This is a genomic window from Nostoc sp. JL33 (genome assembly GCF_017114985.1).
GTDB lineage: Bacteria > Cyanobacteriota > Cyanobacteriia > Cyanobacteriales > Nostocaceae > Nostoc.
Genome location: NZ_JABXKP010000035.1, coordinates 40,246 through 63,072, shown reverse-complemented (window position 1 = coordinate 63,072; position 22,827 = coordinate 40,246). Strand labels below are relative to the sequence as shown.

The following is a 22,827-nucleotide window of genomic DNA, read 5'->3' as shown; positions in this document are numbered from 1 at the left end:
TTCAGCTATGAATTCAATGGCTGTAATTCTTTTGGAGATGGGTTGATATAACTTTTAGCATCAGCCAAATGCTTTAGTAGTGTAGACTGTGGCAGAGGCCCTTGCAAGTGGCTCCAGGGTAATACTTGCTCTGTTGACCATTCGTCGTGGACGTAGAAATCTAAATCGGGGATTTGTCCTTTGAGTTGTTTGAAAGCACGTTTGTAGCTACCCAAGGAGTCGCCAAAGTCACGAGTAAGTTGGAGAAGTTGCGACACTCTGCGATCGCCTCTCGATAACAAAGCCTGTATAATTGACCAATTATAGCTTTCTGGGCGAAATTCTATCCCCTGCGGTTTTAGCTGTTTTTGCAAAAACTGTAACCGCTTTTCTGCTTGGCGATTCACCCCAAACCATTGAAACGGTGTGTGTGCTTTGGGTACAAAGGTGCTGCATCCATATGTTAACCGCAATCCCGGCGCAGCTTTTTTGATATTACGCATCATCGCCACGGTTTGCTCTAAATCCTCTGTTTCTTCACCGGGAATTCCTGCCATTCCGTAGAGTTTCAAGCTTTTTAATCCGCCAGCTTTGGCATTTATCGCTGCTTGGATGATTTCATCGTTATGCAGCTTTTTGTTGATGATTTGCCGGATTTTCTCGGAACCACTTTCTACTGCAATGGTAAGCGATCGCGTGTCTCGTTTTGTCAAAGTTTCTGCTAACTGCACTGTTACGGTATTGGTTCGCACTGAGGCAATACTGAGACGGACATCATCATACTTTGGCTGACTAATATAATCTAGCAAAGCCTCAAATTCTGGATGCTGAGTTACTGAAGCCCCCAATAATCCTAGCCGATTTGTGACTTCTAAACCTTTTGCGATCGCTGGAATCAATGAATCTTCAAGACTCGCTGTTCTAAAAGGCAGTGTGAGATAACTCGCCAAACAAAAGCGGCACATTTCTGGACAACTTCTCACCACTTCCACCATGTAAATATTTTCCCATGCGGCTTTTTCGGTGACTACAGTCGATGCCGATAGAGTATTTCCCCGATAAGTTTGCTTTTGCACTACTGCGGGAATTTCTGGAGAAATTGGTTTAATTGACTTTACTGCACCATCTATTGCGTGATATTCGACTTCATATAAACTGGGTACATAAATTCCTGGTATTTGTGCAAGTCTTTTTAGTTGAGTTTGTCTTGAGGCATTTCTTACTTCTTTGTACGCCTCAATAAAATTCCCTAACAGGTTTTCGCCATCACCCAGTAAAATTACATCAAAAAAAGCTGCAAAAGGTTCGGGATTAGCTGTGAGAACGGGGCCACCACCAAAAATTATCGGATGAGAATCATCACGAGAAGTTGCCAGAATCGGAATTTCTAAAGATTCCAGCAAATTTAAAATATTCACATAATCCAGTTCCCAGGAAATCGAAAATCCCACAATTTCCGGTGTTCTGGGGAGTTGTTCGTGAGTATCTGTAAACAGGCGACTCACCTGCACATCATCACGCATTGCCAAAGTTGCCCAAACTACCTGATAGCCGAGGCTAGTGATACCGACGCTATATTCATTGGGAAAGGCAAAAATGATGGGGATAGCGTCGCTGTTTGGGTTGGCGGGGGTGAAAAGGAGGCGTTCCGAGGTAAATACAGATGATGTCACAGGTGTTTGTTAGGGGTGTTTTAATAATGCAGTTTCATAGAATTCGCGCCTACACAGGCACTACCCACCTCCGTGGGTTTGATTTTAGTCCGCGCAGGCTGACGAGAGTTTGCGTAGGCGCGATTTATAGTCGCCAGGACTTCTTTATCTATATTTAATTTTAAGCCATAGAATTATCAAGTTAAATAACAATGTCACGCTATTAGCAAGAATAATTGGCAAGGCTTGTAGATAAATTCCGTAGATTAGCCACAAAAAAACACCAATTATGAATGTAATCAGTGTCACCAAAGAAACATCTTTTGCTGATTTTGTTTGCCACGTTTTAAACATCTGTGGCAAAAAAGAGATTGTGGTTATTGTGGCAGCCGCTAATCCTAGAATTGTCAGAAAATCCATTTATACAAACCTATAAAATCAAGTTTTTACTGGTTAAAAATTTAGAAACTGATTTTTATAATACTGTATTAATGCCTTCAATTTAAAATTTTAAGGTGAGGTATGAAAATGAGAAAACAAAAAGGGAAAAAGTTAAACTCTTTTCCTTTCTCCTTTCAGCTTTATCCTAATCATTAAAGGATATGTGGTTGACACTAGCAAAACCGATTAATTAATTCTTCACGGGATAAGTGCAATAGTAAAGGCGTAAACTCTTCTGGTGATAACGCTAATAAAGGTTCAATAATTACTTGAAGTTCATTATCTATTTCACCAAAGCGAACTTTGAGCAAGTTTTCCACCACCAAGCGTTCTCCCTGCTGAATTCCTGTTTCGAGTCCCCGTTGTTCACCTTCTTGTATCGCTTGTTCTCGGTCTTGTTTGTAAAGTGGTGCTAATCGCATAAGTAATTCCCTATCTTCCTCGTCTTGATTTTGAGTGACTTGTAAGTTTTGTTGCAAGTTGTACAGCAATTCTAACGCTGCTTTTCGGAAAGGATTATCAGGAGTAAGTGCTTCTAGTTCGTCAATTGCTTGCTTTTGAACGTTCCCTCTGCTTATATCTTGTACCAGGCGACTGGAAGTCGCGGCTACACAGTCAAAACCCACCTCCGTGGGTTAAAAACTCTTGATTTACTCTTAGTCCACGGAGGTGCACTTTGTTTGTATAGCCGCGATTTCTAATCGCTAGGGCTAGGTGCAAGATGTGAGTCTACCGATGATTCTCAGCCATAAGGTTTCTGAGATAGATGGCAACTGATGAATTGTTACTATTGCGGTACGCAAATATTCTGGCATGAAGTATATTCCAGGCAGGTAGTCATTTTTTGGGTTAGCACCAAATCCTGACAGATGAATAATTGTGAGGATCAAGACTAGCGACTTAGCCCACCCTAACCACCACAAACCGCATAACCCTTTGATTCCCCACAGCGATCGCTGTGGGGAATTGTCATTTATGGGATTATCTCGGTAGAATTGAGTTAAACAGTATTTACAGTAAAAATATGTACACAAAAACAACACGTAATTTAGTAGGTAAGAACAGTAAATTAAACGTCAGTTCATACCCTACAATAAGCAATAACAATTTCCCAGATAGGAATACCAGAGTGTACGCAATTGCTTTTGATATGGATATTGAACTGCTACGACAGTCCTATGGCGACCCATATAACAATGCTTATGGTGAGATTAAAAAAGTACTGACTTCACACGGTTTTACTAGACAGCAAGGTAGCGTTTACTTTGGAAATGAAAATGTAAATGCTGTTACTTGTGTGCTAGCAGTTCAAGATTTAGCTAAACAATTAGTATGGTTTCCTGTAGCAGTAAGAGATATTAGAATGCTAAGGATTGAAGAAAATAACGACCTATTACCCGCAGTTCAAGTAAACTTACCCAGTGAAAACTGACGACGGTCAACAATTTTAATAGAGCTTCAATCCCTGCCACTGAACGGTAGGGATTTTTTATGTTTAAAAAATTTATTATAAGTAATGTCGTCTAACTGATTGTCATTTCTAAATATTTATGATTTTTTTGCAGACCTTTTTTTGTTACCTTAAAACCAAAATTTTCATAAAAACGATAAGCATCTCTGTTTTCTTCATAAACTGCTAGACTATATGGTGCTTTGCATTCAGAGAGTATTTTATTAAGTAATTTTTTGCCGTAACCCTTTTTTTGATATGCCGAGAAAACATAAATAGAAACTATTATCGTTTCTGTGGAAGTTTCACGTACTGAGGTAAAACCTACTATTTTAGTATCTTCATAAATATTCCATATTTTAGTAATATATTGAGGATTTATAAATAATAATTCTTGTTTAGTATCTTCAATATAGTCTTTAAGTTCTTCATTTGATAAAAACTTATGCGAATTTTTAATTTCTTCTTCTAAAATACGTGAAACTAAATCCAAATTTGCAGGGTCGTATTTTTTGATTTGTTCGGTCATAATTTTCTTAGATTTCCTGCTAGTTTACAACATATACTATTTGTTACGCACTCAAGTAAAGTTTTTAATTAATAATCAAAGCAAAAATTACTTACTTTTGGGTTTACCTTAACTCAAGTAACACATAATTCCAAATCGCAACAGTTGTCAAGATTATATACTTTTAAATCGCCTTTGAAAAAACTTTGCGATTTACTGAAGTGTTTTAATTTATTTTGAGACTCTTTAGCGGTGTTGATAGTAGATGCGATCGCACTTAGTTAAATGTGTTATCTGCTACTATAGCAATACTCATAAAAAAGGGCGAGTCAGACACCCACCTGGCCCTTGTGAGCTACAAGAACCCCACCCCCAACCCCCTCCCCGCAAGCGAGGAGGGGGCTATGATGTAATTTATGTGATTAGGAAACGCTATATTTGCGCTGCTTGCTGCTGTTTAAGTCGCCTGAAATTCGTCGCTCTGAATCTGGGCTAACAGAAAATCAGGAATTAAAATCTTAGCAAGAGTCATAATAATAGCTGGAACTATTTTCAAAACATATCGTTAAGAATCCCGTTGCTGAAAGCTAGGGAATGTCGAAATCTCAAAAAATTATATGAATGCTGAAGAATTATTAAACCAAGGATTAAACTACAGTTTGGAATGTGATTATCAAGGAGCAATCGCAGCTTACACCCAAGCAATCAAGCTCAATCCTAACTATGCCGAAGCTTACCATAATCGAGGAATTATTCTTAGTGGTCAACTCAAAGATTATCGTAGTGCGATCGCAGATTTTAATCGCGCTATAGAAATCAATCCCAATTTTGCCACAGCCTACTCTCAGCGAGGTAATGCACGTTACTTTTTGGGCGATTATGAAGGAGCGATCGCTGATCATAACCAAGCATTACAAATAGATCCCAATTTAGCCCAATCTTACCACAGCCGGGGTAATGCTTACTTTGCCTTAGAAGACTACGACAAAGCGATCGCTGATTATATCCAAACAATAGAAATGAGTACCCAATTAGCTGATAATATCAATATTGATATCGCCAATGCTTATCATAATCGGGGTGTCGCTCGTTTTGAACACGGTGATCATCAAGGAGCGCTCGCAGATTTACAACAAGCTTTACAGTGGCATCCCCATTTTGCCGCAGCTTACAGCAATCGGGGTAATATTCATCATATCTTAGGAAATTATCACGAAGCGATCGCTGATCATAACCAAGCATTACAATTAGATCCAAACTTGGCAGAGGCTTATCATAATCGAGGTAACGCCTACTACGCTTTAGGAGATTATCAAAGTGCGATCGCTAATTTCAACCGCGCACTAAAAATCAACCCCAAGTTTGCTGGAGCATACTATAATCGGGGTCTGGTTCTTTCTTATCTTAAAGAATATCACCGAGCAATTGAAGATTTTAACCAAGCATTAAAGCTGAATCCTGATGATGTGCAAGCCTATTGTGAGCGGGGTCTTGTTCGGAGTATTCTTGATGATTATCAGGGTGCGATCGCAGATTATGACCGGGCGTTACAAGAAAATCCGACTCTAGCTTTAGTATACGGTTTTCGGGCGAACGCTCGTCGCCGATTGGGAGACTATCAAGGCGCAATTGAAGATAGCAATCGCCTATTACAACTCAATCCTAATTTAGCTGAAGGATATTGCGATCGCGCGGCGGCTCGTCGTTCTTTAGGAGATCATAAAGGAGCAATTAAAGATTACGATCAGGCATTACAGATTGATGATAACTTAGCCGCAGCTTATTATGGTCGGGGTATTGCCCGCGAAGCCCTGCAAGATTTACAGGGAGCAATTGATGATAACACCCAAGCAATAGAACTTGTTCCTGAATTTTCTCAAGCGTACTGCAATCGCGGAAATGCTCGTCGTCTTTTAGGAGATGAACACGGAGCGATCGCAGATTATAATCAAGCATTAGAAATTAATCCCAATTTAATTGAAGCATATTACAACCGAGGTTCTACCCGCTATGCTTTAGAAGAATATGAAAGTGCGATCGCAGATTATACCCAAGCATTACAAATTAATCCCCAATCTGCTGCATTTTACAGCGATCGCGCCAATGCTCGCTATGCCCTAGAAGATTATCAAGGGGCAATAGAAGATTACAGCCGCGCGATCGCGATCGACTCCAGCTTTGCTGAAGACTGGTACAATCGGGGTCGTAGCCGTTCTTTATTAAAAGACTTACAAGGAGCGCTAAAAGACTTAAACCAAGCCTTACAGCGTCAGCCAAATTGGGCTTCAGCTTTCATCCTTCGGGCAGATGTCTACCAAAATCTGGGAGACTCTCAAAGAGCGATCGCCGATTTCCAGAAATCCGCAGAATTATATTACCAAGAAGGAAATATCCAGTATTATCAACAAATTATTCAGCTAATTGAACAACTTCAATAAAGATAGAATGTATCGGTAAAATCGATAAGCTCAAAGATCATCCTTGCTGTAGTGGCTCAACGGCAGTGGGTTGGAGATGGCTTAAATCAAACTGAGCAATTTGTTCAACCAACTATTAAATATATTAATCGGAATCTGCACTAAATGTTCCTAATTTATCAAATAGAGAATTAGAACTTAGTAGAGCATTTCATTAATTCGTAGCAAATTAAATTTGGCAATACCCTGTATTGTTAATGCATCGGCTTGCATTGTTAATGCATTGGCTTGCTTTGTTAATGCATCGGCTTGCATTGTGAATGCATCGGCTTGCTTTGTTAATGCGTCGGCTTGCTTTGTTAATGCATCGGCTTGCTTTGTTAATGCGTCGGCTTGCATTGTGAATGCATCGGCTTGCATTAAAAACGCTACGCTTTTACACAAAACTGTACTTAGTCTACTGAGATTGAAGTTTTACAGATGAATAATATTTGGGTTGGTGTGATTAACACATGCTTGCACTATTTTACCTGTGCCGTGCCGTGTCATGGTACTACCACTACACCTCTGTGTGTCTTCAGAAGTTGCGGAAGCCTTCCATGAAGCGGCGGTCAATCCAATCTTTGTAACGCCACAAGAGTTTATGAGGTGGTAAAGTGATGATACCTCGTGTTGCAATCGCTCGTTCATCTCCTGTACCAATTAAACTCAAATATTGTTTTTGTGGTCTATAAGGTTGGAGCGACTTACCTAATAAAATTCTCTGCAAATTCTCAAATAAAGGTTTACCTTGCTTAACAGCGAACACCCCAGCTTTCGGACGCGGATAATTTACGATTGTGGCAATGTCACCAGCAGCAAATACCTGCGGGTGCGTTTGAGATTGCAATGTGTCCTCTACCAGAATAAAGCCTTGCTCATTAGTTGCTAGTCCAGAGGTTTTTAACCACTCCGGCGCTGATGCTTGTGTTACCCAAAAAATTTTATTACAATCTACTGTAAAACCAGATTCACATTTAATCTCAAATATTTCTTTAGTTTCCTTGTGGTTTGGCGATGCGATATTACACACAGTTTCTCCAAGATGGAGCTTAATACCTCGCTCAGTTAAAATTTGCTGAAGTTGATGCCGCACTGATTGATGGTAATTGGGCATCAGTTCTTGTCCACGCTGGAATAAATGAATTTCCAGATTTTGAATTGGTTGTTGAGTTTGACGTAAAATCCGATGTAAATGAGATTGCATCGATAACGCCAATTCTACACCGCCAGCGCCTCCACCTGCGATCGCAATCCTAACTAATTCTTGAGGATTTTTACCTACAGCTTCAATTAGTTCATACCAATGTTCCAATACCTGCGATACTGGTTTAACTGCGATCGCATATTCTGCTGCACCTGATACAGACACTCTGGCCGGAGTGCTGCCAATATCAATAGACAGCACATCAAAATCTACCACAAGTCCGTTAGCACAAAGAACTTTGTTGTTTTCCAAGTCTAGGGCAACTACTCTGTCAATATACAACCGTGCTTGAGCAAAGTTCGCTAAAGGTCGCAAGTCAATATGACATTCATCGTGGCTGTAAAATCCGGCAATGTGTCCTGGCAACATTCCAGAGTAGGCTGTCTCTTTGGCTGCGGTAATCAACGTCAAACGAACTCCAGCTAAAGGCTTCATCCCAAACATTTTCAAGACAATCGCATGGCTGTGACCGCCACCAATCAGCACTAAATCTTTAACTATCGGCTGTAAGTTTTGCTGCATTGAAGTACTTAATAGCAATTCTATTTGAGTTGTGAGATTTTTCGTGTTAGCGTAGCGGCGACTGTAAAACATGACTGTCCCCGAAGTTCTAATGTCTGGGTTGGGCTACGCCAACGCCGAAAGCCCTAGCTCAGACTTGATTATTAGTAGTTTTTCACAAATGATTTATCGTAAATTAAAGAGTTTAAGATTCCCAATGTCAACACGTAGCTTTAAATACCCCGCAGTCGCCACAATCGAAGTGGAATGTGGTCTTCTCCCTTGGGGAGACGCTAAAAGCGATAGTGCAGCCTCTGGTAGAGAGCCTCTGCGGTCTGCCCAAGAGGAGCAACTCCGGGAGGAACCCCCACAAGGCGCTGCTGTGCTTATGTAACTCTCTTCTCTACGAGACGCTGCGCGAAGAATGCGTGAATCCGTGAATGCGTAAATTTTGAATTGTTAATGATGCTTTTCATCTCATGAAAAATATTTCACCAAAAAATAACATACAGCTATCAAAAATATTCGTGTGGATACATGCTCTCCAGGAACAAGTTAAAAAAACTCAGCATCAGTCGCTAAAAGAACGCTTAAGAATAGCAAGTGAACAGCTAGGAAATAAAACAATAGAAACCAGTCTAGTTGTAATTAATGATTTAGAGCAAATTGCCCATAATCATCCAGAGTACCACTGGATAATCATAGACATTCTTACTACTTTTGTGCGAGAAAATTCTCCTTATATTCCCCAAGAGCAAGTAACAACCAACCAGTCAACAAAAGTTCGTGTAGATATTCAAGCAGCCCTTACTGTTATCGCAAGAAGAGATGCAAACAAAGACCCAGAAAATGAGCAACTTGATTTGAGCCACACGGACATGAGAGGAGCAAACTTGAATGGGGCGAACTTAGAACAGATAAATCTCTATCAAGCTAATCTTGCTGGGGCTAACTTGAGAGAAGCTAATCTTGCTGGGGCAATTATCAGTGCAGCGAACCTAGAAGGAGCTAACTTATATCTAGCTAACTTAGAAGGGACAATCCTCAGTGCAGCGAACCTAGAAGGAGCTAACCTCTCTGGAGCTAACCTGCATTGTGCAAGTTTATATCTAGCTGGGTTGCATGGGGCAATTCTCAATGATGCCAGACTCGATGGAGCAAATCTCAGGGAAGCCAAATTTTCTGATTGAGCAACGTACAAGTATATTCGATGTCATTCCCTAGTTCAATGAGTGTCTTGACACCTATTATAATTTTCTGCTAAATGCTATACTATTTTTCCCCAACATCTAAGTAATAATTCTAGGTTGTAAGGAAAATCTTTACCATGTCTTCTAAAAAGACAGACGCTCTGTTGAATTGGTTGATAACTATAACAGTTATATTTGGCTTCTCATTGACTGTAATTTTCTTCGCCTTGTCTAGTATCAAGCAATTGTCAATTCAGGAAAAAATCCAGTATAGAAACCAAGCATTAACAACTACTGCAATAGTTTTTCTAGCATGGGCAGCAATGTTTAATACTTATTATGCAGCAAAGCGTGCCCAAGCGATGCAGAAAAATGCGATCGCAGCTGAGAAAAACCTCGAAATTGGCATTCAAAATACAAAAGTCAATCAAGACAGATTGATTGCAGAGCGCTTTATGGGGGCAATTTCCCAGCTTGGTCATGAAAAGGTTGAAACCCGGACAGGCGCAATTTATGCATTAGAAAGAGTTGCTCAGGATTTTCCTAAAGAACACTGGACAATCATGGAAATTCTCACTGCCTTTGTGCGAGAGAATGCACCAAAAGAGCAGGTAGCAGAGCAACAAAAGGCGGAATACTCACCAGCAGGTTACTCAAGTAGGCGTAGAGGTGGGTCGCGTCCGACACAGCAGTTGGAGCAAAACGTCCATGAAGAATTGCCAAAAATACGCACCGATATTCAAGCAGCCCTAAGTGTTATTGGCAGGCGTAATTTACTCGAAGACCCAAAAGAGCAGAAACTTGATTTACGTAATACTGACATTAGAGGGGCAGACCTGCTCAAAGCTAACCTGCAACAAGCAGACCTACGTGGGGCTGACCTGAGTGGGGCTGACTTGCGTGAAGCAGACTTGAGTGAGGCTGACCTGAGCGGCGCTAAACTCGTTAAGTCTATTCTCTATGAAACCAAATTACTAAACGCTAATTTATGTGGAGCTAACCTCTGTTGGGCTAATCTTAACCGCGCCAATCTTTGTGGGGCAAACATGCGTTCAGCCAACCTCTCTGGAGCAAGTCTGCGTGTAGCTAATCTGCAAGGAGCAAACCTCTATAAAGCTAACTTGCAACAAGCGACCTTGAAACTCGCCAACCTCTCTGGGGCAAAGCTATTTTTAGCTAACTTGCAAGGAGCAAAACTGGGTAAAGCCAATCTACAGATGACGGGTTTGATTGGTGCTAACCTCTGTGGGGCAAATCTAAATGGTGCTAACCTTTCTGGGGCTAACTTGAATGCAGCCAAACTCCAGCAAACTGAAGTTTATTTTGCCAACCTCTCAGAAGCCAGCTTAACGGAAGCTGACTTGTATCAGGCTAACCTGATTGGAGCAAACTTATATAGGGCAACCTTTTATCAAGCTAACTTGACTCAGGCAAACCTCATGGGAGCTAACTTTTCAGAAGCTAATCTCAGTGATGTCAAACTGGAAGGGACAATTTTAACAGGAGCTAAAAACTTAGAATTGCAGCAGATTAGAGAGGCACTTGGCGATCGCACCACTCGCCTTCCTGATTATATCGAAGCACCGACACATTGGCGGCAATCAGGTTGAGTTATCGCAGCATCATTAGTTATTTGGGCGCATTCTACCGTTTTCACAAAATACTATAGTTTCTACCAAAAGTCACCGTAATAATTCTGTAACTAAAAATATCTATACTATAACAGTGGCGATCGCACAACAATTTTACCGGAAAATCTTCAACCACCCAAACATTGGAAAGCTCAAGTTTTACCGTTGAACCTTTGAGCTTCATCGTTGAACCTTTGAGCTTCATCGCTGAACCTTTGAGCTTCATCGCTGAACCTTTGAGCTTCATCGTTGAACCTTTGAGCTTCATCGTTGAACCTCTGAACTTCACCGTTGAACCTCTGAACTTCATCGCTGAACCTCTGAACTTCATCGCTGAACCTTTGAGCTTCATCGCTGAACCTTTGAGCTTCATCGCTGAACCTTTGAACTAATACAGGTTCAGTTAGAGACGAAAACAGAGAAAATATTCCCTAAGTAGGATAATTAGTATAGGACACCTGTCTTATGCTAATTATCCTAATGGGGATCAAATACAGAGATGTCTGTAACAAAGCGGCTGGAAATTTTAGATTTAATTCGGGAGCTTCGGCAGCAACTCAATCTTTCTCAGAAACAGTTTGCTACTAAATTAGGAGTTTCTTTCAAAACAGTCAACCGTTGGGAAAATGGGCATACAATGCCTTCACCGATAGCGCTAAAACTAATAGAAGAAATGTTACGGAAGATGGGTGAACCCGGTAAAAGGCTGCTAAGTCAGTATTTTCCAGAAGCAGAGTAGGGTTATGAGTCATAAGGTGAGGACATCTAAACCCCAAAACATCTTTCCTAGCAGTAAAAACAAGGGCGGATTCATCCGGGAGCAACTGCTGCATTATGTTATTGCTTTGCTATCCGTTGCCCTAGCACTGTGGACAACCCTGCTGCTCCATCCATATCTTGCTCCAACGCCTGCGGCACTGTTTTTTGCTGCGGTGATGGTGAGTGCCTGGTACGGAGGCTTAGGGCCAGGGTTACTTGCAACCGTTTTGTCTACTTTGGCAGTCAATTACTTCTTTTTCAAACCACTCTATTCGCTGAACATTACAAATCTGAATATTCTAATCCCGCTAGTCGTGTTCATGCTGACAGCAGGGTTAATCAGCTGGCTCAACGAATCACGCCGCGCAGCCCAACGGCAAGCTGAGACAAGTCTGAAGTCATTACGCGAAAGCGAAGCAAGGTTTGGTCGCTTAACAGAGTCTAGCGAGGAAGCACTGCGGCAACTAGAAACAGAACTTCGGTTGATTACAGATACGCTGCCAGTTCTAATTTGTTTTGTAGATGCAGAACAACGCTACCGCTTCAACAACCGAGCCTATGAAGAGTGGTTTGGGCATTCAGCAACAGAAGTTTATGGGAAGCATCTTTGGGAAGTTTTGGGTGAATCCGCATATCAACTGCTTCGTCCTTATGTGGAACAAGTACTGGCAGGAGAGCAGGTTACTTTTGAAAGTGAAATACCTTATAAAGATGGTGGGGCACGTTACATTAATGCTACTTACGTTCCCCAGTTTGATAAACAGGGAACAGTTGAAGGGTATGCAGGGTTGATCACTGACATCAGCGAAAAGCAAGCTGCACTACGCGAACGCAACCAGACAGAAGCAGCATTGCGTGAAAGTGAAGCCCGCTTTCGCCAGATGGCAGACACCGCTCCCGTACTGATTTGGATGTCCGGCACTGACACACTTTGTAACTACTTTAATAAACCCTGGCTAGATTTTACCGGGCGGACTTTAGAGCAAGAGATGGGCAATGGGTGGGCAGAAGGTGTTCATGCCGATGATTTTCAGCGTTGCTTAGATATATACACCAATGCCTTTGATGCCCGACAAAAATTTAGAATGGAATATCGGCTCAGACGCATTGATGGGGAATTCCGTTGGCTTTTGGATACTGGTGTGCCTCGGTTTGCACCAACAGGGGAGTTTCTTGGCTATATCGGCTCCTGTGTTGATATCCACGATCGCAAGTTGGCAGAAGAAGCGCTACGTGACAGTGAGGAGCGATACCGAATTTTAACGGAAGTGTCACCACAGGCTATTTGGATGGGCGATAGCGATGGTGGTATTAGCTATTGTAATCAATACTGGCTTGACTACAGTGGACTGACAATGGAGCAGACCTCTGGCTATGGGTGGATTTATGCCATTCACCCGGATGACCGCGATCGCGTAGCCCGCCACTGGCATCGCGTCTTTAAAACTTCGATGCAGGCTGTTGCTAACCCTACAAACTACGAAATAGAAATTCGCTTCCGGCAAGTTTCTGATGGTAGCTATCGTTGGCATATTGTCCGGGGTTTACCATTTCGAGATGCAGACGGACAGATTATCAAGTGGGTGGGCATTGCCAGCGACATTCACGATCGCAAAGTTGCCGAAGCCGCCCTGCAACAACTCAACGAAATGCTGGAGCAACGGATTCAAGAGCGCACTGCCCAACTCCAAGCCGCCAACAAGGAACTCGAATCGTTTTCTTATTCAGTCTCTCACGACTTGCGAGCACCGCTTCGCCACATCGCCGGTTTTATAGAATTGCTTCAAAAGCGGCATAGCTCAACAACTTTAGATGAAACGAGTCAGCGCTATTTGAACATAATTGCCGAAACTGCAAAACAGGCAGGAATACTGATCGATGAGTTGCTGACATTTTCTCGCATGGGGCGCACCGAAATGCGCTATATCAACCTGAATATGGAGGAATTGGTACAAGAGGTAAAACGCGATTTGCTCACAGAAACCCAAGGACGGATAATCCATTGGCACATCGAGTCACTGCCATTCATCCAGGGCGACCCCTCCATGCTGCGGCTCGTGCTTCGCAACCTGATGGGCAATGCCGTAAAATATACCCAGGCTCGAAACCCAGCAGAAATTACTATCGGAAGCACTGACAATGAAAACGAAGTTGTCTTTTTTGTACAAGATAACGGCGTAGGTTTTAATATGCAATATGTCCACAAGCTATTCGGAGTATTTCAACGCCTGCATAGCGACCCACAATTTGAAGGCACAGGTGTTGGATTGGCAAACGTGCAACGCATTATTCATCGGCATAATGGCCGAGTCTGGGCAGAGGGTGTAGTTGACAGTGGAGCCAGCTTTTATTTCTCACTGCCTAAGTTGTTGACACAGGAAAGTGAATGAAAGAACTCAAGCGAATTCTGCTAATTGAAGACAGCGCCTTAGATGCAGAGTTAATACTAGCTGCTTTGTCGGAAAACCATCTCGCTAATGAAGTCGTGGTAGTACGTGATGGAGAGGAAGCACTGGATTATCTTTATCGCCGGGGGTTGTTTCGGTTGCGAATGGAAGGGTATCCTGTTGTAGTGCTGCTCGATTTGAAACTACCTAAAATCGATGGACTAGAAGTGCTGGCAGAACTCAAATCTGACCCAGTTATGCGAGTGATTCCAGTCGTAGTCCTAACTTCTTCGCGTGAGGAGCCGGATCTAGTTCGATGCTACGAATTAGGGGTGAATGCCTATGTTGTTAAGCCAGTAGATTACCATGATTTTGTCGATTCTATTAAGGGTGTGGGGCTGTTTTGGGCAGTGATCAATCAGCCACCCGTTGGCGCTCTACCTCCGGCACCTTATCGTCAACAGGAGAGTAATTAATGAGTGTCCTTCGTTTCCTGCTTTTGGAAGACAGTCCCTTAGATGCAGAGCTTACCGAAGCGATGTTAACCGAGGGGGAAATTAATTGCGACCTGATCCGAGTCGAAACTGGCGCTGATTTCCTGGCTGCTTTGGAAGCAGAGACTTTCGATTTAATTCTTGCTGATTATGCGCTGCCATCTTTTGATGGAATTTCTGCCTTGGAAATTGCCCGAAATCACTGTCCAGAGGTTCCTTTTATCTTTGTCTCTGCCGCACTCGGTGAAGAATTAGCGATCGAAGCCTTGAAGAAGGGTGCAACTGATTATGTGTTAAAGCAACGACTAGGGCGGTTAGTTCCCTCGGTGCAACGGGCATTGCGGGAAGCTAAAGAGCGCCGTCAGCGCAAGCGAGCAGAGGAGTCTTTACAGAAGAGTGAAGCCAGGTATCGCAGAATTGTTGATACCTCTTATGAGGGAATCTGGATGATTGACCAAAAAACCCAAACAGAGTATGTGAATCAGCGATTGTCACAGATGTTGGGCTATACAGCAGAAGAAATTCTCGGTCGTTCCTTATTTGATTTTATGGTTCAGGCTGATGGGATAGCACCCGAAGCGAAACTGGAGTGGTTTAAGGGAGAAGGGAGTGATCTTAAAGAAAGTCAATTGTGCTGTAAGGATGGTTCATACATCTGGACACTGATTTCTACTAGAGCTATTTTTGGTGAACAAAATGAGTTCTTAGGTGCGATCGCTATGCTAACTGATATCACCGATCGCAAACGCACCGAATCAGAACGCGATCGCCTTTTCCAACTTGAGCAAGCAGCCCGTGCAGAAGCAGAAGCCGCTAACCGGATAAAAGATGAGTTTCTGGCGGTACTTTCCCATGAACTGCGATCGCCCCTAAATCCAATTCTCGGTTGGGCAAAACTGTTGCAAAGCCGTAAATTTGATGATATATCGCTCAAAAAAGCGCTTGAAACTATTGAACGCAATGCCAAATTACAAGCTCAACTAATTGAAGACTTGCTGGATGTTTCTCGCATCCTCCAAGGCAAACTCAACCTCAAGATGATGCCAGTCAATCTCGCATCCACCATTGAAGCTGCAATGGACACAGTGCGTTTGGCAGCAGGGGCTAAAACCATTCAGATTCAGACGATGCTTGATCCGATGGGGAAAGTTCTCGGTGATTCAGTTCGCTTACAGCAAGTTCTCTGGAACCTGTTATCAAATGCTGTCAAGTTTACATCGGCTGGAGGACAGGTAAATGTGCGATTGGAGTGCATCGACGCTCAAGCCCAAATTACCGTCAGCGACACAGGTAAGGGCATTCACCCTAACTTCCTACCTCATGTGTTTGACTATTTCCGCCAGGGTGACAGTACCACAACTAGAAAGTTTGGTGGGCTAGGGTTAGGTTTAGCGATCGCGCGTCACTTGATTGAGATGCACGGTGGAACGGTTTCGGCTGAAAGTCTTGGCGAGGACAAAGGAGCGATCTTCACAGTTAAGTTTCCCCTGATCAAGGACGATGCAACAATTAAGGATGACACGAATACTGATTCCTCAACTGGCGTTTTTGCCTCTTCTCCCCTCACAGGTTTACAAATCCTGCTTGTGGATGACAATACTGATACCCGCGACTTTTTCACCTTTGTGCTGGAACAGTTTGGAGCGATCGTCACCGCAGTAACATCAGGAGAGGAAGCATTACAAGTGCTAATAGAGTCAAAGCCAGATATCTTACTTAGCGATATTGGAATGCCAGAGATGAACGGCTATATGCTGATACAAGAGGTGCGGACTCTGGAAGCACAAATAGGGAGAAAACAGATTCCCGCGATCGCTCTGACTGCTTATGCAGGCGAAATCAATCAGCAGCAAGCACTAAAAGCAGGGTTTCAACAGCACATCGTTAAACCTGTAGCCCCAGAGGAATTGCTCATGGCGATTTCTAATTTAGTGCAATCGGTTTAGGTGTTTGTTAGAAACCTGAGTAAAATCAGTCAGACCGGAAAACTTATGACAAATAGGTTGGTCAATTTAAAATCCAATTCCGAAAAACAACTTTCAGGAGTTAAAGATATCACTAAAAATTATATTAATATCAAATTCAAAGACATTTCTTATGAATTTAATTTTATTTAGTTTTCATGACAAAAAATATTTCCTTTTGGCTGAATTTGCCTATTGATTGTTGGCGCTGTTACAACCCATAAATTTGAAAACGTTTACTATACCTGAGTACTTTCAAAAAACAAAAGTAGTTCGTTAGTAACATAAGTCTCTTAATACAGGAGAAGAAGTTTTTGTGATCTTATCCACCTAAATCGCAGTATATTGGTAAATTCTCCACAATTTCCATTTTTTATGAACTCTGAATCGATAAATCAACAATAACTAACAAGGTAAGGAAAAAAGCCAATACGCTTGGGTTTGTGAAAAATAGCTTTGTTGGGTCTACGTTCCGGGACTGACAAATAAAAAAATACTCAACTACTTCTTGTGGGGTGGGCGACACGAGAGCCTTTGGCTGCGGGCGGGCGAGACGCCCACCCCACAAGTAGTAGTAATTTATTTGTTGTCAGTCCCTCCTCAAACGCCACTTGCTTCTCCCTCTCGTGAGACGCGCAATTTCCAAGTCGGGAAACCGCACCTGTAGCAGTGGCTCCCCAACTTACGCAGTTTAAGGTTTTTGGCGCTAACCCAAGCGTATTGGGATAAAAGCTTAATCTATTTAGTTTTTTCTGCGCCGCTAGTTAAGAGGTAATCTATGGTGCGAAACTCAAAGCTAGGGTACAGAACGTCCCCTAAGTTTATTCTGCGTCCATCCATTGCTATAGGTATAATTGCATCTTTATTGGTTGGCGGAATCAGTTTTTATATAGTAAAACGCTGGCACAATTATGCAAATTCAGAGGCACAAGTGCCAGCAACACAATTGCCACAGTTAAAAACAGTAACAGCTTTAGGGCGGATTGAACCACAGGGAAAGGTAATTAAACTCTCTGCTGCGGTGTCTGCAGAAGGAAGTCAGGTAGAAAAGTTGTTGGTGAAGGAGGGAGATCCGGTAAAAGCAGGACAGGTGGTTGCGATTTTGAACAGCCGCGATCGCCTGCAAGCAGCATTAAAAGAGGCACAGGAACAAGTGAAAGTAGCCCAGGCAAACCTAAACCGCACTCAAGCAGGTGCTAAACGCGGTGAAATTGCCGCTCAAAAAGCCGCGATCGCCCGCCTAGAAGCAGAACGCCAAGGTGATATTAATACCCAAGCAGCGACAATTGAGCGATTCCAAGCCGAAGTGCGTAACGCCCAAGCAGAAGACGAACGCTATCAGCAACTAGATCAACAGGGCGCAATTTCCGCCTCCCAACGGGATAGCAAGCGTTTAAACTTGGAAACCGCCCAAAAAAGCCTACAACAAACACAGGCACAATTAAATCGTACCCAATCGACTAGCCAGCAACAGGTGAAAGAAGCCACAGCAAAACTTGATGAAATCGCCGAAGTCCGCGGAGTAGATGTAGAAGTTGCTCAAGCAGAAGTCAATCGTGCCGTAGCAGCGATGAATTTAGCAAAAGTCAATCTCGAACAGGCCCAGGTGCGATCGCCCCAAAATGGACAGGTATTTGAGATCCACACCCATCCAGGGGAATTGGTATCAAATGATGGCATTGCAGATATTGGACAAACCAGCCAGATGTATGTAATAGCTGAAGTCTACGAAAGCGATATCGCCAAAGTACATTCAGGGCAGCAAGTGCGAGTATTTGGTGATTACCTCCCGATTGAATTGCAGGGAATCGTAGATCGCAAAGGCTTACAGGTGCGGCGGCAAAATGTCATCAACACAGATCCCGTCAGCAATATCGATAACAGAGTAGTAGAAGTCCATATCCGACTAGATGAAGCCTCCAGCCAAAAAGCTGCCACCTTAACTAATATGCAAGTTAAAGCAGTAATTGAATTGTAAAAAGGGCATTGGGCACTTGTACTGAGCGTTCGCGTAGCGTCTCGTAGAGAAGTCGTTGGCGCAGCCTCTCGTAGAGAAGTATAGGGTATTGGGCATAGGGAAAGTTGAGCTTCTGATGTGGATGAACGGAGTTCTGAAGTGGATGAACGAGTCTCTGAGGTGGATGAATGAGTCTCTAATTTTCCTTGTCTCCCTTGTCCCTTTGTTCCCTCATCCCCCACTCCCTACTCCCCACTCCCCACTCCCCATTTTTTTATGATGCAATTAATCAAACAACTGCGACGGCGAACCCCTCTAGGATGGCTGCAACTGAATCATGAAAAAAGCCGTCTGTTGGTGGCATTGTCAGGCATTGCCTTTGCGGATCTTCTCATGTTCATGCAGCTAGGCTTTCAGACTGCGCTCTATGACAGTAACACCAGACTACATCGCAGTTTGCAAGCAGACATTGTTTTAACCAGTCCCCAAGCCCGTAACTTGCCAAGCTTGTCTACATTTTCTCGTCGGCGACTTTACCAAGCAATGGATATACCAGGGGTGAAGTCGGCCGAACCAATGTATTTCAACAACACAATCTGGAAAAATCCCCAAACACACCGCGAGACGGGGGTGTTAGTTATCGGGTTTAACCCAGATAAGCCAGCCTTTGACTTACCGGATGTTAACCAGCAATTGCAAGCGATCAAAATGCCGGATACCGTCTTATTCGATCGTGGTGCAAGAGGAGATTATCAAAAAGCGATCGCTCAAATTGACCAAGGTAAAACCCTGACTGCCGAAATAGAACGGCGCACAATTACCATTAGTGGCTTATTCCAAGTCGGGGCTTCCTTTGGTTCTGATGGCAATCTAATCACCAGCGATGAAAACTTTTTGCGGCTATTTTCTGGGCGACAGTCCAGCAGTGTCAGTCTAGGTTTGATTCTTCTTAAACCAGGCTATGACCCGAAAAAGGTAGCAGCAACATTAAAAGCCTATCTCAGAGATGATGTCAGAGTATTAACCCACGCCGAATTTATTGAACTTGAGAACAACTTCTGGAGAACAAATTCCCCAATTGGGTTTATTTTCAGCCTGGGTGTATCGATGGGCTTTGTGGTGGGCGTAATTATCGTCTATCAAGTCCTCTCCACCGATGTTAATGCCCATGTTCGGGAATACGCCACCTTCAAAGCAATGGGATATAGCAATTACTACCTGCTAGGTGTCGTGCTTGAAGAATCGTTGATATTGGCAGCACTGGGCTTCTTCCCCGGATTGGGAGTGTCCTTAGCACTTTACCAACTGACTCGCAGTGCCACAAATTTGCCCATGTACATGACTGCGATTCGAGCGTTACAGGTATTAGTGCTGACTATCATTATGTGTGCAATTTCCGGTGCGATCGCCACCCGCAAACTCCAAGCCACCGATCCTGCTGATATGTTTTAGAACTAGGGGAGTGGGGAGTAGGGAATAGGGAAGAATTTTTACAACTGGTAACTTCTAACTCCCCACTCCGTACAGACGCGATTAATCGCGTCTCTCGCCACTCTCCACTCCCCACTCCCCACTCCCCATCCCCCAAATATGTTTCCCGTCATCTCCATCCAGAATCTCGACTACCACTTTGGTCACGGCTCACTCCGCAAGCAAGTTTTATGTAATATCAACTTAGAGATTAACGCCGGTGAAATTATTATCATGACTGGCCCCTCTGGTTCTGGAAAAACTACCTTGCTAACCTTAGTGGGTGGGTTGCGTTCTAGCCAATCTGGTAGTTTGCGGGTGTTGGGACGAGAACTTTGTGGTGCTAGTGGTGAACAACTAGTGCAAGCGCGACGCCATAACGGTTATATTTTCCAAGCACATAACTTGCATGGTAGTTTGACCGCACTCGAAAACGTCAAAATGGCTTTAGAATTGCACAGACATCTTGGGTTAAAAAAGATGCAAGCTAGGTCAGCCCAGATGTTAGAGCAGGTAGGATTAGGAAATCATTTGCATTACTATCCTGATAAACTGTCTGGGGGGCAAAAACAAAGAGTAGCGATCGCTCGTGCTTTAGTCAGTCATCCTCAAATAATCCTCGCGGATGAACCTACCGCCGCCCTTGATAGTCAATCGGGACGAGATGTAGTCAATCTCATCCAAAAACTGGCAAAAGAACAAGGCTGTACCATCTTGATGGTTACTCATGACAACCGCATCCTAGACATTGCCGATCGCATCGTTCACATGGAAGATGGCATCAAGTCAAAAGTAAACCTATCAGCCTAAATTTGTGCATTAGTTAGATTTATGGTTTTTTACAGCTAAAGCGCTACTACCAGCCTTTAATAAAAGTTTCTAGTTAGAGGATGTTTGAAAAGTATTGGGCGAATAAAATTCGCTACTACACAAACTCTCGTCTACCTCCGTGGACTAACGATAAATCAAGGTTTTTAACCCACGGAGGTGGGTTTCGCTTGTGTAGCCAAGCCAGTGCGTTGGGCGGCTTTGCCGACTTGAAGCACCTGGCGCGCGACTTCCAGTCGCCAGGGCTACTTCAGCCCTATTTTGTTCGCATAGCCTCTTTTAGAGACGCTACGAGCAAATTTGAAGATATTTACATTATTTAACGCTGTGTGCAACTTTTACTCAAACCTAACCCCCCAGCCCCCTTCCTCTATAGGGAAGGGGGAAATTCAAAGCCTCTCTTCTTTTAGCTTTTAAAAGAGAAGTCAGAATATTTAAGTTGCACATCGCGTTTATTTAATATAGTTTGATTTATCCTCGCCGACTGACTTACCTGGTTTGGGTGATTTACCTATACCGATTTCAGCCTCGCAGTGTGATATTAGTGTCCAGTTGAACAAGTGTCCAGTTGATACCAAGATTTCCTTCAAGTATCATTATGTGATGACTGTAACCACAACGAGTTTCCTTTGTTGCCTAACAAGTGACACCTATGGCAAGCCACGAGAGCCTTTTTGCCATCAATCTAGTTAAATTTTATGCTGATTGCCAATGTCATACACCTTGGTTATTAGAGTTAAGACCAATTCACTAAAATTACAGATCAAATGATTCCTTCTTGTAATCCATAAATACCTGGAGGATTTCCGAAAATTTACGGTTTTCAACAATATAAGCTTCAAACAGGAAACACTAGTTGTAATAAACTAGTCTATTTTTCAACACAAGCAAGGGATTTTTTGTAGCTCTATGATTATTGAGAATAGCGCTAGTAGTTCAAACAAAAAGTTGCTCGGTTTTGATGTCAAAGCTTTGACAACCAATCGCCGTGCAATAAATATCTTAAAGGGAATATTTGCTGTTCTCCCTCTCACCTTGGCATTGCCTGTAGATGCTTTGCAAGTACAGGTGACTCCAACTAATCCTAAATTAGGAGATACACTATCAGTAAAAATTAATTTAGATAATTCTGAGAATACTACAAATCCCACAGTTGCTACTGGTAAAAATACGTACCCAACCTTTAAAATTGCACCCAATCAGTATCGGGCTTTTGTTCCCACAACTCCACTAGAAAAATCTGGAACTAGAACACTTCGGGTCGCCGGAGATGGTCAAGTACAAAACTTGGCAGTGAATGTGCTTAATCGCAAGTTCCCCGTACAACGCATTACTTTGCCACCAGGGAAAGCCGGAGTGGATGCCACAGAGTATGAACTTAAGCGTGTGGCAGCTTTTAAGGCATTACAAACCCCACAAAAGTATTGGAATGGAGTATTCCTAAAGCCAAATACAGGGCGGATGAGTACAAACTATGGTGTACGTCGCTACTATAATGGTACATTTGCAAAAGACTACTATCATCGTGGTCTTGACTACGCTGGTGCTGCCGGTTCACCAGTAATTGCCCCAGCCTCTGGACGAGTTGCTTTGGTAGGTAGGGTATCCCAAGGGTTTCGGATACACGGTAACGTAGTTGGCATTGACCACGGTCAAGGAGTAACCAGTATTTTCATGCACCTGAGTCGTATTAACGTTAAAGAAGGTGATTTTGTGAAAGCTGGTCAACTAATTGGTGCAGTAGGTTCAACAGGTGCTGCTACGGGGCCACATTTGCACTGGGGTCTGTATGTCAACGGACAATCTGTTGATCCAACACCTTGGCGAACTAAGGTCGTTAACTAGTAGAGGCGGAATTGATCGCGTTTGTGCATAATTTGTGTTTTTTTTGCTGAGAATTAGGCAAAAGAAATTGGGTTGATACCGTCCCTACCAAGCTTTGCTAACTAAATG

21 protein-coding genes are annotated in these 22,827 nt (G+C 43.0%); 13 read left to right on the top strand and 8 right to left on the bottom strand.

Annotated features, from left to right (window positions below):
- Positions 1-5 precede the first annotated feature (5 nt).
- The 4 genes from HWQ23_RS08245 to HWQ23_RS08230 form a co-directional block, all read right to left on the bottom strand.
- Positions 6-1,652 (bottom strand): B12-binding domain-containing radical SAM protein, encoded by a 1,647-nt coding sequence (locus HWQ23_RS08245; protein WP_292826195.1) that lies wholly within the window; start codon positions 1,650-1,652, stop codon positions 6-8.
- 144 nt (positions 1,653-1,796) lie between these two features.
- A complete protein-coding gene (locus HWQ23_RS08240; protein WP_292826291.1) occupies positions 1,797-1,994 on the bottom strand; it encodes a SemiSWEET transporter in 198 nt (65 codons plus the stop codon).
- A 251-nt stretch (positions 1,995-2,245) separates the two neighbouring features.
- On the bottom strand, positions 2,246-2,698 hold the full coding sequence (locus HWQ23_RS08235) for an RpnC/YadD family protein (protein WP_292826192.1): 453 nt from the start codon (positions 2,696-2,698) through the stop codon (positions 2,246-2,248).
- A gap of 84 nt (positions 2,699-2,782) precedes the next feature.
- Positions 2,783-3,106: a hypothetical protein gene (locus HWQ23_RS08230; protein WP_292826297.1), complete on the bottom strand. Its 324-nt coding sequence runs from the start codon at positions 3,104-3,106 to the stop codon at positions 2,783-2,785.
- Between the two features lie 95 nt (positions 3,107-3,201).
- Between HWQ23_RS08230 and HWQ23_RS08225 the strand changes: the two genes are divergently transcribed.
- Complete coding sequence (locus tag HWQ23_RS08225) at positions 3,202-3,504, top strand: virulence protein (RefSeq protein ID WP_229496655.1); 303 nt, start codon at positions 3,202-3,204, stop codon at positions 3,502-3,504.
- A gap of 91 nt (positions 3,505-3,595) precedes the next feature.
- On the opposite strand, the gene HWQ23_RS08220 is transcribed toward HWQ23_RS08225, so the two are convergent.
- Positions 3,596-4,051 carry a GNAT family N-acetyltransferase gene (locus HWQ23_RS08220; protein WP_292826186.1) on the bottom strand — a complete coding sequence of 152 codons (456 nt, stop codon included), beginning with the start codon at positions 4,049-4,051 and terminating at the stop codon, positions 3,596-3,598.
- A 596-nt stretch (positions 4,052-4,647) separates the two neighbouring features.
- On the opposite strand from HWQ23_RS08220, the gene HWQ23_RS08215 reads away from it, so the two are divergent.
- A complete protein-coding gene (locus HWQ23_RS08215) occupies positions 4,648-6,468 on the top strand; it encodes a tetratricopeptide repeat protein (RefSeq protein WP_292826183.1) in 1,821 nt (606 codons plus the stop codon).
- 177 nt (positions 6,469-6,645) lie between these two features.
- Here the strand turns inward: HWQ23_RS08215 and HWQ23_RS08210 are convergent, their stop codons facing one another.
- Positions 6,646-6,867, bottom strand: a complete 222-nt coding sequence (locus HWQ23_RS08210) for a hypothetical protein (RefSeq protein WP_292826180.1) — start codon at positions 6,865-6,867, stop codon at positions 6,646-6,648.
- 157 nt (positions 6,868-7,024) lie between these two features.
- Positions 7,025-8,215 carry an FAD-dependent oxidoreductase gene (locus HWQ23_RS08205; protein ID WP_292826288.1) on the bottom strand — a complete coding sequence of 397 codons (1,191 nt, stop codon included), beginning with the start codon at positions 8,213-8,215 and terminating at the stop codon, positions 7,025-7,027.
- Between the two features lie 70 nt (positions 8,216-8,285).
- Between HWQ23_RS08205 and HWQ23_RS08200 the strand changes: the two genes are divergently transcribed.
- From HWQ23_RS08200 to HWQ23_RS08190, 3 genes are all read left to right on the top strand, one after another.
- Positions 8,286-8,588 (top strand): hypothetical protein, encoded by a 303-nt coding sequence (locus HWQ23_RS08200; protein WP_292826177.1) that lies wholly within the window; start codon positions 8,286-8,288, stop codon positions 8,586-8,588.
- Positions 8,589-8,721: 133 nt separating this feature from the next.
- The gene (locus HWQ23_RS08195) at positions 8,722-9,384 is read left to right on the top strand and encodes a pentapeptide repeat-containing protein (RefSeq protein ID WP_365740772.1); all 663 of its coding nucleotides are present in this window, start codon (positions 8,722-8,724) and stop codon (positions 9,382-9,384) included.
- Positions 9,385-9,521: 137 nt separating this feature from the next.
- A complete protein-coding gene (locus tag HWQ23_RS08190) occupies positions 9,522-10,994 on the top strand; it encodes a pentapeptide repeat-containing protein (protein WP_292826174.1) in 1,473 nt (490 codons plus the stop codon).
- Positions 10,995-11,037: 43 nt separating this feature from the next.
- On the opposite strand, the gene HWQ23_RS08185 is transcribed toward HWQ23_RS08190, so the two are convergent.
- Positions 11,038-11,388: a hypothetical protein gene (locus HWQ23_RS08185; RefSeq protein WP_292826171.1), complete on the bottom strand. Its 351-nt coding sequence runs from the start codon at positions 11,386-11,388 to the stop codon at positions 11,038-11,040.
- Between the two features lie 126 nt (positions 11,389-11,514).
- Between HWQ23_RS08185 and HWQ23_RS08180 the strand changes: the two genes are divergently transcribed.
- The 8 genes from HWQ23_RS08180 (at position 11,515) to HWQ23_RS08145 (ending at position 22,719) form a co-directional block, all read left to right on the top strand.
- Positions 11,515-11,754: a helix-turn-helix domain-containing protein gene (locus tag HWQ23_RS08180; protein ID WP_292826168.1), complete on the top strand. Its 240-nt coding sequence runs from the start codon at positions 11,515-11,517 to the stop codon at positions 11,752-11,754.
- Between the two features lie 4 nt (positions 11,755-11,758).
- Complete coding sequence (locus HWQ23_RS08175) at positions 11,759-14,164, top strand: PAS domain S-box protein (RefSeq protein ID WP_292826166.1); 2,406 nt, start codon at positions 11,759-11,761, stop codon at positions 14,162-14,164.
- Positions 14,161-14,637 (top strand): response regulator, encoded by a 477-nt coding sequence (locus tag HWQ23_RS08170; RefSeq protein ID WP_292826163.1) that lies wholly within the window; start codon positions 14,161-14,163, stop codon positions 14,635-14,637. Before HWQ23_RS08175 ends, HWQ23_RS08170 begins: the two co-directional genes overlap by 4 nt.
- The gene (locus HWQ23_RS08165; protein WP_292826160.1) at positions 14,637-16,601 is read left to right on the top strand and encodes a hybrid sensor histidine kinase/response regulator; all 1,965 of its coding nucleotides are present in this window, start codon (positions 14,637-14,639) and stop codon (positions 16,599-16,601) included. The genes HWQ23_RS08170 and HWQ23_RS08165 overlap by 1 nt, the downstream gene beginning before the upstream one ends.
- 799 nt (positions 16,602-17,400) lie before the next feature.
- Positions 17,401-18,597 (top strand): ABC exporter membrane fusion protein, encoded by a 1,197-nt coding sequence (locus HWQ23_RS08160; RefSeq protein WP_375466603.1) that lies wholly within the window; start codon positions 17,401-17,403, stop codon positions 18,595-18,597.
- A 258-nt stretch (positions 18,598-18,855) separates the two neighbouring features.
- The gene (gene devC / locus HWQ23_RS08155) at positions 18,856-20,028 is read left to right on the top strand and encodes an ABC transporter permease DevC (protein WP_292826282.1); all 1,173 of its coding nucleotides are present in this window, start codon (positions 18,856-18,858) and stop codon (positions 20,026-20,028) included.
- 138 nt (positions 20,029-20,166) lie between these two features.
- Positions 20,167-20,856 carry a DevA family ABC transporter ATP-binding protein gene (locus HWQ23_RS08150; RefSeq protein ID WP_292826154.1) on the top strand — a complete coding sequence of 230 codons (690 nt, stop codon included), beginning with the start codon at positions 20,167-20,169 and terminating at the stop codon, positions 20,854-20,856.
- A 927-nt stretch (positions 20,857-21,783) separates the two neighbouring features.
- Positions 21,784-22,719 (top strand): M23 family metallopeptidase, encoded by a 936-nt coding sequence (locus HWQ23_RS08145; RefSeq protein ID WP_292826151.1) that lies wholly within the window; start codon positions 21,784-21,786, stop codon positions 22,717-22,719.
- The last annotated feature ends 108 nt before the right edge of the window (positions 22,720-22,827 follow it).

Excerpts from the sequence above, each read along its gene's own strand:
- HWQ23_RS08220 (WP_292826186.1), bottom strand. The coding sequence starts at position 4,051 with ATGACCGAACAAATCAAAAAATACGACCCTGCAAATTTGGATTTAGTT.
- HWQ23_RS08215 (WP_292826183.1), top strand. The coding sequence starts at position 4,648 with ATGAATGCTGAAGAATTATTAAACCAAGGATTAAACTACAGTTTGGAA.
- HWQ23_RS08210 (WP_292826180.1), bottom strand. The coding sequence starts at position 6,867 with ATGCAAGCCGATGCATTCACAATGCAAGCCGACGCATTAACAAAGCAA.
- HWQ23_RS08205 (WP_292826288.1), bottom strand. The coding sequence starts at position 8,215 with ATGCAGCAAAACTTACAGCCGATAGTTAAAGATTTAGTGCTGATTGGT.
- HWQ23_RS08200 (WP_292826177.1), top strand. The coding sequence starts at position 8,286 with ATGACTGTCCCCGAAGTTCTAATGTCTGGGTTGGGCTACGCCAACGCC.
- HWQ23_RS08190 (WP_292826174.1), top strand. The coding sequence starts at position 9,522 with ATGTCTTCTAAAAAGACAGACGCTCTGTTGAATTGGTTGATAACTATA.
- HWQ23_RS08185 (WP_292826171.1), bottom strand. The coding sequence starts at position 11,388 with ATGAAGCTCAAAGGTTCAGCGATGAAGCTCAAAGGTTCAGCGATGAAG.
- HWQ23_RS08180 (WP_292826168.1), top strand. The coding sequence starts at position 11,515 with ATGTCTGTAACAAAGCGGCTGGAAATTTTAGATTTAATTCGGGAGCTT.
- HWQ23_RS08175 (WP_292826166.1), top strand. The coding sequence starts at position 11,759 with ATGAGTCATAAGGTGAGGACATCTAAACCCCAAAACATCTTTCCTAGC.
- HWQ23_RS08170 (WP_292826163.1), top strand. The coding sequence starts at position 14,161 with ATGAAAGAACTCAAGCGAATTCTGCTAATTGAAGACAGCGCCTTAGAT.
- HWQ23_RS08165 (WP_292826160.1), top strand. The coding sequence starts at position 14,637 with ATGAGTGTCCTTCGTTTCCTGCTTTTGGAAGACAGTCCCTTAGATGCA.
- devC (WP_292826282.1), top strand. The coding sequence starts at position 18,856 with ATGCAATTAATCAAACAACTGCGACGGCGAACCCCTCTAGGATGGCTG.
- HWQ23_RS08150 (WP_292826154.1), top strand. The coding sequence starts at position 20,167 with ATGTTTCCCGTCATCTCCATCCAGAATCTCGACTACCACTTTGGTCAC.
- HWQ23_RS08145 (WP_292826151.1), top strand. The coding sequence starts at position 21,784 with ATGATTATTGAGAATAGCGCTAGTAGTTCAAACAAAAAGTTGCTCGGT.